The sequence below is a fragment of the Kitasatospora sp. NPDC056181 genome (assembly GCF_042266225.1).
Taxonomy (GTDB): Bacteria; Actinomycetota; Actinomycetes; order Streptomycetales; family Streptomycetaceae; genus Kitasatospora.
The window spans coordinates 1-4,595 of sequence record NZ_JBHJUK010000283.1 but is presented as its reverse complement, the minus strand read 5'-3'; the positions used below and the strand labels follow the sequence as shown (position 1 = coordinate 4,595).

6 protein-coding genes are annotated in these 4,595 nt (G+C 75.2%); all 6 read left to right on the top strand.

Annotated features, from left to right (window positions below; genetic code table 11):
* The coding region (locus ACFC1F_RS42720) for a lanthionine synthetase LanC family protein (RefSeq protein WP_376167147.1) at window positions 1–520 on the top strand (520 nt) is incomplete at its 5' end.
* 53 nt (window positions 521–573) lie between these two features.
* Window positions 574–786, top strand: coding sequence for a hypothetical protein (locus ACFC1F_RS42715; RefSeq protein WP_209410803.1), 213 nt, complete (start codon window positions 574–576; stop codon window positions 784–786).
* A gap of 132 nt (window positions 787–918) precedes the next feature.
* Window positions 919–3,834: an AAA family ATPase gene (locus ACFC1F_RS42710; protein WP_376167145.1), complete on the top strand. Its 2,916-nt coding sequence runs from the start codon at window positions 919–921 to the stop codon at window positions 3,832–3,834.
* A 204-nt stretch (window positions 3,835–4,038) separates the two neighbouring features.
* Window positions 4,039–4,164: a class III lanthipeptide gene (locus ACFC1F_RS42705; RefSeq protein WP_194235744.1), complete on the top strand. Its 126-nt coding sequence runs from the start codon at window positions 4,039–4,041 to the stop codon at window positions 4,162–4,164.
* A gap of 113 nt (window positions 4,165–4,277) precedes the next feature.
* Entirely contained in the window at window positions 4,278–4,403 is a 126-nt protein-coding gene (locus ACFC1F_RS42700; RefSeq protein ID WP_209410801.1) for a class III lanthipeptide, read from the top strand.
* A 93-nt stretch (window positions 4,404–4,496) separates the two neighbouring features.
* Window positions 4,497–4,595, top strand: a 99-nt coding sequence (locus ACFC1F_RS42695) for a class III lanthipeptide (protein WP_376167149.1), incomplete at its 3' end; no start/stop codon positions are given.

Sequence of the window (4,595 nt, the reverse complement as noted above, 5' to 3'; positions counted from 1 at the left end):
GTCCACCGATAGGCCGACCACCGAGAAGCTGCCCACCGAAACGCTGTCCACCGAAACGCTGTCCACCGAGAAGCCGGCCGCCGAAGGGCTGCCCACCGACGGGCCTCCCGCCCGCGACTCCTGGTGCCGCGGCCCGGCCGGCCTCGCGCTGGCGATCGCCGGCCGGCCGATGGCGGCGGACGGCCCGCGGCCGGCGGACGACCCGGAGCCGGCGGAGGTCAGGGCCCGCCCCGCCGGGGCCGGCTTCCGGACGCCGACCGATCACAGCCTCTGCCACGGCGAGCTGGGCGCCCTCGAGGCGCTCGCCCACCGCACCGACCCCGTCGCGCTGGAAGCCCGGAACCACCGGACGCACCGCCTGCTGGCCGCGCTCGACCGGCACGGCCCGCGCTGCGGAACCCCGGCCGGCCTGGTCGTGCCCGGGCTGCTGACCGGTCTGGCGGGCATCGGCCACGGACTGCTGCGGCTCGGCTTCGCCGACCGGACGCCGTCGGCCCTGTTGCTGGCGCCGACCCCCTGAGTGTGCGTCAGCGGCGCCAAGGCCCTGACGCTCGAGAAAGGATCAGACAACCCATGCAGACCCTCGACGTGATCCCCGTGCCGGAGTCGCCGCAGCAGCTGGAGGAGGGCACCGATGCACACCCGGTCGGCGAGATCAGGCTGTGGACCACCGGAGCCCTCGCCCGGCGGGCGAACGCCCTGTCGGGCGGCGAAGCCCTGGCGTTGTCGCACGACCCGTGGGAGACCATGACCTGGACCTGCCGGTACGCCGGCGAGGACGTGTGACCGTACCCCGAGAGCTCCTCGGGACTCCCTCGGGACGCCAGGGCGGCGTCCCGAGGGCACCTCACCCCGCCACCCCGGCGGCGCCCGTCCGACGCCCTTCCGGATCATGATCAGCTCGATTAGCCTGCGGCCATGCTTACCAGGTCACCGGCCCTCGTCGGGCGGAAGAACGAAAGCGCGCTGCTCGAACGGATACTGAGGACCCTTCAGGAAAATTCCGGACACGCGGTGTTCGTCTCCGGGGAGGCCGGGATCGGCAAGTCCCGGCTGGCCGAGGAGTGCGCCCGGCAGGCCGCCGACCTGGGCCTGCCGGTGCTGCGCGGCCGGGGCAGCCCGAGCGGGGCCGGTACGCCCTTCCGTCCGCTGATGGAGGCGCTGGGCTCCGGCCTGCGCCGGACCGGCCCGCCGCAGGACCCGGAGCTGGTGCCGTACCGGCCGGCACTGGCCCGGGTGGTCCCCGAGTGGCGGACGGCCGACGCCCTCGGCCAGCCGGACTGCGTGATCGAGCTCGCCGAGGCGCTTCTGCGCCTGCTCGCCGTGCTCGGCCGGGACGCGGGCTGCGTGCTGGTGCTGGAGGACCTGCACGACGCGGACTCCGAGACGCTGGCCGTGGTGGAGTACCTGGTGGACAACGTCGCGGGCCTGCCGGTGCTGCTGCTGTCCACGCTGCGGCCGGAGGCCGGGGCCGCGTTCGACCTGCTCCAGGCCGCCGAGCGGCGCCGGGCGGCGTCCGTGTTCGCGCTCGGGCCGCTCGGTGAGCCGGACGTACGGGACCTCGCCGCCGGCTGCCTCGGCGTGCCGGCCGACGGGGTGCCGGCCGAAGTGGCCGACCGGCTGGCGGAGGTCGGCGGCGGGAACCCGTACCTGGTGGAGGAGCTGCTGGCCGAGATGGCCGGCAACGGCTCGCTGCGCCGGGACGGGGCGGGCTGGCGGGTGGCGGGAGACCTCGCCGCGACCGTCCCGGCCAGCGTGGTGCGCACCTACGCGGGCCGGGCCGGGCGGCTGGACCCGCCGGCGCGGGAGCTCGTCGTGCTGGCGGCGCTGCTCGGCCCCCGGTTCTCGGCCGGCACCGTCCAGTTGATCACCGGGCACGACGACCGCCGGATGTTCGCCGAGTTGAGAGCACTGGTGGAGGCGGAACTCGTCGTCCCCGACCGCACCGTGCCGGACGGCTACGCGTTCCGCCACGCCCTGATCGGCGAGGCGCTGCTGGCCGGCGTCCCCGCCGTGGAACGCGCCGCGGTCGCGAGACGGGCCGCCACCACGCTCCAGCAGACGCCGCAGCCCGCACCCGACCCCGCCGACGACCGATGTCACCTCGCCGCCCGCCTGCTGGAGACCGCCGGGGACGACGGAGCCGCCGCCCGGCTGTACGCCGAGGCCGGACGCCAGGCCCTGGCCGGCGGAACCTCGGGCGTGGCCGTCCGGCTGCTGGAACGCGGGCACCAGCTCGCCGCCCCCGCCGACCGCGCCGACATCACCGAGGCCCTGGTGAACGCCCTCGCCGAAGCCGGCCGGCTGGACCGCGCCCTGGAGCTGCTGGGCGCCCTCCCGACCGCCGGCGCCGCCGCACTGGACACCGACCGCAGGATCGTCCTGCACACCCGCCTGGCCTGGGCGGCGCTGATGGGCGAGCGCAGCGGCGAGGGCGCCGAACAGCTGGCGGCGGCGCAGGCCCTCCTCGGCGACCGCGGCGCGCCCGCCCACACCGCCGCCCTCGCGGTGGTCCGGGGCCACCTGGCCCTGCTCCCGGGACAGGAGGAGCACCTGGCGGACGCCGAGTGGGGGGCGCTGACGGCGGCCGAGTACGCCCAGCGGGCCGAGCAGCCGGTACTGGCCTGCCAGGCCTGGCAGTTGCTCGCCATGCTGGCGCGCGAGCGCGGCTTCGACGAGGCCGACGGATACCTGGCCCGGATGCTCGAGGTCTCCGAGGCCCACGCCCTGCCCAACTGGCGGTTCGAGGCCCTGATCCGCCTCGGCGCCAACTCCTTCATGCGCAACGGCGACGCCCGGACGCTGGAGGAGGCGCTGACGGCGGCGCAGGAGCTCGGCTCCATCACGCGCGCCCAGCGCACCGAGGGGCTGCTGGCCATGTACGCGGTGCTCACCGGCGATCCGGAACGCGCCCGGGAGATCATCGACCGCTGCCTCGACGTCACCGCGCGGATGCGCAACCTCGCCACCCACCGCTACCTGCTGCTGACCGCGGCCACCCAGGCCGCCCACCAGGGCCGCCGCCGCGAGATGGAGACCACCCTCCAGGCCTTCGACCAGGCGGGCGGCGGCCGGTCCTTCCTGGTACCGGTGATGCTCGGCCTGTGCCGGGCGGTCTGCGCCCTCCTGGAGGAGGACCGGACGCAGGCCGAGGCCGAGTTGGCCGCCGCCGCGGACTGGGAACGCGACCACCCGAACGTCTTCTACCTGGCCGGACGGTACGGCCTGCGTCCGCTGCTCGACGTCCTCGCGGGGCGGACCGACCGGGCCGGGTTCGCCGCCGTGTCGGTCGCGCCGGCGGCCGCCCTCGCCTGGAACCGGCAGTTCCTGCTGGCGGCCGACGCCGTCCTGCTGGGCCGCGAGGGCAGGGCGGACGAGGCCGTCCGGGCCGTGACGGCCCTGCGGGCCCACGAGGAGGTCTTCCCGACGGGCGGCCGGCTCGCCCTGCGCCTGGTCGCGGAGGCCGCGCTGGAGGACGGCTGGGGCGATCCGGTGGCCTGGCTGCGCGCCGCCGAGGACTACTTCCACGACCTGGACGTCCCCGCGGTGGCGGGCGCCTGCCGGAGCCTGCTGCGCCGCACCGGCGCCAGCGTCGCGCAGCGCCGTGCCGGCCGGGACCGGATCCCGGCCGGTCTGCGCGCCCAGGGCGTGACGATCCGTGAGTACGAGGTGTTCGGGCAGATGGCCGAGCGGGTCGGCAACCAGGAGATCGCCCGCCGGCTCGTCATCTCGCCCCGCACGGTGGAGAAGCACCTCGCGAGCCTGCTCCGCAAGACCGGTCTGCCGGACCGCGCGGCGCTCCACCGGCTGGCCGCGGAGCTCGGCGAGGCCTGACCCGCCCCCCTCCGGACGGGCCCGCCCCGCCGGCCCGTCCGCGGGGGGCGAAAACATGGGGGAGTGCACGGGAAAACATGGGGATCGATCCCGCATGTACCTGCTCTGCGGCTGCTGTTGACTGGGCCATGCCGATCGGCCGGTAACCCGTCCCAGCTCAACGAGCGCGTCCTCGCGCTCTCGACCCCAGAGGAGTTGATCCGGATGAGCGTGCTCAAGCTCCAGAACCTGCAGCCGGTCATGACCCCGGCCAAGACCGCCGTGCTCAGCCTGAGCAGCAGCGGCAGCGACTGCTGCAAGGAGCCGACCAAGCCGCCCGTCAAGGACTGACGCGGCGGGGCCCGTGCGGGGTTCAGCCTTTCCCCGCACGGGCCCCGGTAGCTCCCGTCCACCTCATGAGCGCCCTCGTGCGCGCTCCCGATCATCGGGGGGAGGTGATCCGGATGAGCGTACTCAAGCTCCAGAACCTCAAGCCGCGGCTGACGCCGACCGCGGCCGGCGTGTGCAGCCTGACCAGCAGCGCCAGCGACTGCTGCAAGGAGCCGACCAAGCCGCCCGTCAAGGACTGACCCGACGGGCGGACCACGCGGAGGTCCGGGTGCATCTCCGCCCGCCGCCCGTCGTTCCCGCACTTCCCACGGACCACTGAGGAGTTGATCCCCGTGAGCGTTCTCAAGCTCCAGAACCTGCAGCCGGTCGTGACCCCGGCCAGGACCGCCGTGCTCAGCCTGAGCAGCAGCTCCAGCGACTGCTGCAAGGAC